This is a genomic window from Hydrogenophaga sp. (genome assembly GCF_041633695.1).
Taxonomy (GTDB): domain Bacteria; phylum Pseudomonadota; class Gammaproteobacteria; order Burkholderiales; family Burkholderiaceae_C; genus Hydrogenophaga.
This window is the reverse complement of the sequence record NZ_JBFJMY010000333.1, coordinates 1-4670: the sequence shown is the minus strand read 5'-3', so window position 1 is coordinate 4670 and position 4670 is coordinate 1. Positions and strand designations below refer to the sequence as shown.

Genomic DNA, 4670 nt, shown 5'->3' with positions numbered 1-4670 from the left:
GCATCGACGAGGTCTACATCGACTTCACCGACGTGCCTGGCGGGCAGCGCGAAAACGGGCGCGCGCTGGCGCGCTTGATCCAGCGCAGCATCTTCCAGGCCACCGGCATCACCTGTTCCATCGGCGTGGCGCCCAACAAGCTGATCGCCAAGATGGCGAGCGAGTTCAACAAGCCCAACGGCATCAGCATCGTGCTGCCCGACGATCTGCAAGGCCTGATCTGGCCTCTGCCCTGCCGCAAGATCAACGGCGTAGGCCCCAAGGCCGACGAGAAGCTGCAGAAGCACGGTATTCATACGCTGGGTGAGCTCGCCGCGCGCGATCCGGGCTGGTTGATCGAGACCTTTGGCAAGAGCTACGGCGCCTGGCTGCACGCAGCGGCCTGGGGCCGCGACGAGCGCCCGGTGGTGACCGAGAGCGAACCGGTGAGCATGAGCCGCGAAACCACCTTCGAGCGCGACCTGCACGCGGTGCGCGACCGCGCCGAACTGGGCGCTGTGTTCACCAAGCTGTGCGAGCAGGTGGCCGCCGACCTGCAGCGCAAGGGTTATGCGGGCAAGACCATCGGCATCAAGCTGCGCTACGACAATTTTCAGAGCGTGACGCGCGACACCACCATCGACACCTCCACCAACGACGCCAACGCCATCCGCCGCCAGGCCGGCCTGTGTCTGAAGCGGGTGGATCTGTCGCGCCGCATCCGCCTGCTGGGTGTGCGTGTAGGCAAGCTCGTCAAGCCCGGGACAGACACCGACCCGGTGCCGGGCTACAGTGCGTCGATGCCGCCCAAAGCGCCCTTGGCCAAAGAGAAAGCCCGAGATGACCACACCGACCTGCTTTTCCCTGAACTCGACTGAAGACCACGTCGCCCACCTGGTGCTCAACCGCCCCGAGGCGATGAACACCATGCACTCGACCTTCTGGCGCGAACTCGACGAGCTGCTGACCCAGATCCAGCGCGCGGGTACGGCGCGGGTCTTGGTGATCAGCAGCACCGGCAAACATTTCAGCGCCGGCATGGCCCTGGAGACCTTCAGCGGCGCGATCCAGATGGACGACCAGAGCCCAGAGGGGCGCGCAGCCATCTTCGATTTGCTGACCGACATGCAGTCCACCTTCACCAAGATCGAGAAGCTGCGCATGCCGGTGATCTGCGCCATACAAGGTGGTTGCATTGGCGGCGCGGTCGACATGGTGACCGCCGCCTGCATCCGCTACGCCACGGCCGACGCCTTCTTCTGCATCCAGGAAATCAACATCGGCATGGTGGCCGACGTGGGCACGCTGCAGCGCCTGCCCAAACTGATGCCGCTGGCGGTGGTCAAAGAACTGGCTTACACGGGGCGGCGCCTGCCTGCGAGCAAAGCACAGGCCTATGGTCTGGTCAACGAGGTGTTCGACACGCAAGAAACCATGCTGGCCGCCGCACTGCAGTGCGCCCATGAGATCGCGGCGAAACCGCCGGTGGCCATCTGGGGCACCAAACAGGCTGTGAACTACGCGGCCGAACACTCGGTGGAAGACAGTTTGCGCCAGATGGGCTGGTTGCAAGGCGCGATCTGGAGCAACCGGCACGTGGTCGAATCCATCACCGCCATGAAAGAGAAACGCACCGGGCAGTTCACACCGCTCTCGGCCTTGGCATCTTTTAAAGACCTGGGCTAAGAGAAACAGGCTCCATAGACCGGGAACGATCCGTCTGGCGCCAAAGCGCAGTAGCCGGCCCAGCTTCGCCTCCGCCGGTCGCCACAAATGGACCGGTTCGCCTCGCCTTTTCCGGCTATCCGGCTCAGGTTTTGGCGGCAAACTGCCGATACAAGTTGAATCGAGCGCCGTGCAACGTGCGCTTTGACTTGCTTTTCGCGCTTCTTCCCCCAACAGGTGTTCCCTATGCAATTTTTCAAGCATTTGCGCCTTGGCCATCGGCTTGCCCTGGGTTTCGGTCTGGTCCTGGCCTTGCTGATCGCCATCGCCGGTCTTTCTCTGCAAAGCATGCACGCGCTGAACCAGGCGCTGGACAAAGTGGTGCTGGTGGGTGGACAGCGTACCCAGGCCTTGACCACGCTGGAGCGCAGCGCCACCCGCTTCATGCTCGGCCTGCGCGACATGCCCGCGGCAGAACTCATGGTGGGCGCCGACATGCTGCACCAGTCCCAGAAAGATTGGCAGTCCTACCTGAACGCCGAAGCGGCGACCAAAGCGCTCCTGCCCGAAGGCGATACACGGGTCAGCGAGCTGCTGGCAGCCGTGCACCAGAGCGCACTGGCGGTACACGAACTGATTCGCCTGGGCGAAAAAGAAGGCGCTGGCCGCAGCGACACCGCCGTGTTTTTTGCCATGAACCAGCTCGTGGCAGGCGAACCGGCCAAGTGGAACGAGCGGCACCGGCGCTGGAATACCGCCCTGGTGGCCCTGTCTGCCTGGGGCGAAGAAATCGGTTTGGCCGCCGCCGCCCAGGCGAAGACCGACACCGAAACGGCGCGTTGGTTGGTGATAGGCGGCAGCCTCATGGCCCTGCTGATCGGCACCCTCGCTGCCTGGCTCCTGACGCGCGAAGCCTCGCGCGGCATCTCCGCCGCCCTGCAAGCCACCGAACGCATGGCCCACCACGATCTCTCCGTACCGGTCAACACCAACTTCTCAGGCGAGCTGGGCGCGCTCGCACGCGCGCTGGAAGTGATGCGGCTGGCGCAACACGAGCTGGCCGATGGCGTGCGCCACGCCTGCAGCGACATCGCCTACGCCAGCGCCGAAATTGCCCAGGGCAGCCAGGACTTGAGCGGACGCACCGAACAAGCCGCGATCACCCTGCAAGGCGCCATCAGCGCCATCACACAGCTCAACAGCTCGGTCGACCAGACAGCGCAATCGGCCCAGTCGGCCAACACCCTGGCCGGCGATGCCCAGACCGCCGCCACGCGCGGTGGCGATGTGGTGGCTCAAGCGGTGTCCACCATGGGCGAGATCGACGCCGCCTCGCGCCAGATCGCCGACATCACAGCCATCATCGACGGCATCGCTTTCCAGACCAACATCCTCGCCCTCAACGCCGCCGTGGAAGCGGCCCGCGCCGGCGAACAAGGCCGCGGGTTTGCGGTGGTGGCCTCGGAAGTGCGCAGCCTGGCCCAGCGCAGCGCCACAGCGGCACGCGAGATCAAGGGCTTGATCGAATCCACACTGCAAAAAGTCGCCTCTGGCAGCGAACATGTGAAACGCGCGGGCAACGCCACCACCGAAATCATGGCCTCGGTGCAGCGCGTTTCCTCCACCATCGCGTCCATCTCCAGCGAAACCGAGCAGCAGCGCCAAGGGATTGGTCAAGCGAATGCTTCGGTCAACGACCTGGACCAGACGGCGCAACAAAATGCCGCCTTGGCCCAGGAATCGGCGGCCGCAGCCAGCTCCCTGCAACAGCAGGCCGAACGCCTGACCGAGCTGGTGGCACGCTTCAAACTGGACAGCGCCCTCGCCTGAGCCAGATCTTGTAACGCCCTGCGTCACCCCTGCAGGGGTGCGAGGGGCGACCGGGCGCCAGTGGCCCCGTGCACGCCCTACAGCGCGGCGCAGCGGCACATGAAGCGCCCCAAAAGCAAGGTCTTCGTTTCGGTTCACACCGAAACATGGGCGCAAACACCGCGCCCATACTTCGGCGCATGCCCATCCGCCCTGTTCTCGCATCGCCATGAAGGCCAAACCCTGGCTGAACGAGCTGGTGCTGTTGTTGCTGCTTTCAACGCTCTGGGGTGCCTCATACACCTTCATCCGTCTGGGCGTGGCCAGCATCCCGCCGCTGACGCTGATGGCCGCCCGCACGCTCACAGCGGGCCTGTTGCTCTGGACCTGGATGCGCATGCGGGGTATCCACATGCCGCGAACGCCAGCGGTGTGGCGGCGCTTTCTGGTGCAGGCCTTGCTGAACAGCGTGCTGCCGTTCACCCTGATCGCCTGGGCCGAACAAACCGTGCCTGCGGGTCTGGCCACCATCTTGAATTCGGCATCGCCCTTGTTCGTGTTCCTGGCGACCTGGTGGCTCGCGGGACATGGAAGCGTCGCCATCGCCAGATTTGCAGGCGTGGTCCTGGGCTTTGTCGGCATTGCCTTGGTCGTCGGGCACAGCGCTCTAAGCGGTCTGGGTGCACAGGTGGTTCCACAACTGGCCATCGTGCTGGCCAGCGTCTGTTACGCCGGCGCAGCCATTTACGGCCATTCGTTTCACGGCCTGCCCGCCGTGGTTCCCGCAGCGGGCTCCTTGTTGGCCGGTACGGCTTTGCTCTTGCCGCTCAGCCTCGTGGTGGATCGACCCTGGGGCTTGCAGCCGTCTGGTTCTTCTGTCCTGGCGCTGCTGGCACTCAGCGTGTTGTCCACGGCCTGGGCCTTGGTGATTTATTTCCGGCTCGTGCAAACACTGGGTTCGGTGGGCGTGACCGCGCAAGCCTATCTGCGCGTGCCCATCGGGGTGGGCATGGGTGTGGTCTTTCTGGGCGAATCGCTGTCGGGCACGGCCTGGACAGGCATGGCTTTGGTGGTGCTGGGGGTGGCCGCCATGACGGTCAAAACCGCCGCCTCCGGACGCTAGGAGCCTGCGCGGCAGAAGAGGCGTCGGCTGCAAATCGCCCGCAGCGGTCCATTTTTCACCGTCTATTTGCCCCATAGCCGGGCTATGGGGCTGC

4 protein-coding genes are annotated in these 4670 nt (G+C 64.6%); all 4 read left to right on the top strand.

Annotation, left to right across the window (positions count from 1 at the left end; all coding sequences use genetic code 11):
• Positions 1-857 (top strand): DNA polymerase IV (locus ABYB95_RS17300; protein WP_372659798.1); only part of this gene is annotated, 857 nt, incomplete at its 5' end.
• The gene (locus ABYB95_RS17295) at positions 820-1665 is read left to right on the top strand and encodes an enoyl-CoA hydratase-related protein (protein WP_372659797.1); all 846 of its coding nucleotides are present in this window, start codon (positions 820-822) and stop codon (positions 1663-1665) included. The genes ABYB95_RS17300 and ABYB95_RS17295, both read left to right, overlap by 38 nt.
• Positions 1666-1890: 225 nt before the next feature.
• Positions 1891-3474, top strand: a complete 1584-nt coding sequence (locus tag ABYB95_RS17290; protein ID WP_372659796.1) for a methyl-accepting chemotaxis protein — start codon at positions 1891-1893, stop codon at positions 3472-3474.
• 208 nt (positions 3475-3682) lie between these two features.
• Positions 3683-4576: a DMT family transporter gene (locus tag ABYB95_RS17285; protein WP_372659795.1), complete on the top strand. Its 894-nt coding sequence runs from the start codon at positions 3683-3685 to the stop codon at positions 4574-4576.
• Positions 4577-4670 lie beyond the last annotated feature (94 nt).

Excerpts from the sequence above, each read along its gene's own strand:
- ABYB95_RS17295 (WP_372659797.1), top strand. The coding sequence starts at position 820 with ATGACCACACCGACCTGCTTTTCCCTGAACTCGACTGAAGACCACGTC.
- ABYB95_RS17290 (WP_372659796.1), top strand. The coding sequence starts at position 1,891 with ATGCAATTTTTCAAGCATTTGCGCCTTGGCCATCGGCTTGCCCTGGGT.
- ABYB95_RS17285 (WP_372659795.1), top strand. The coding sequence starts at position 3,683 with ATGAAGGCCAAACCCTGGCTGAACGAGCTGGTGCTGTTGTTGCTGCTT.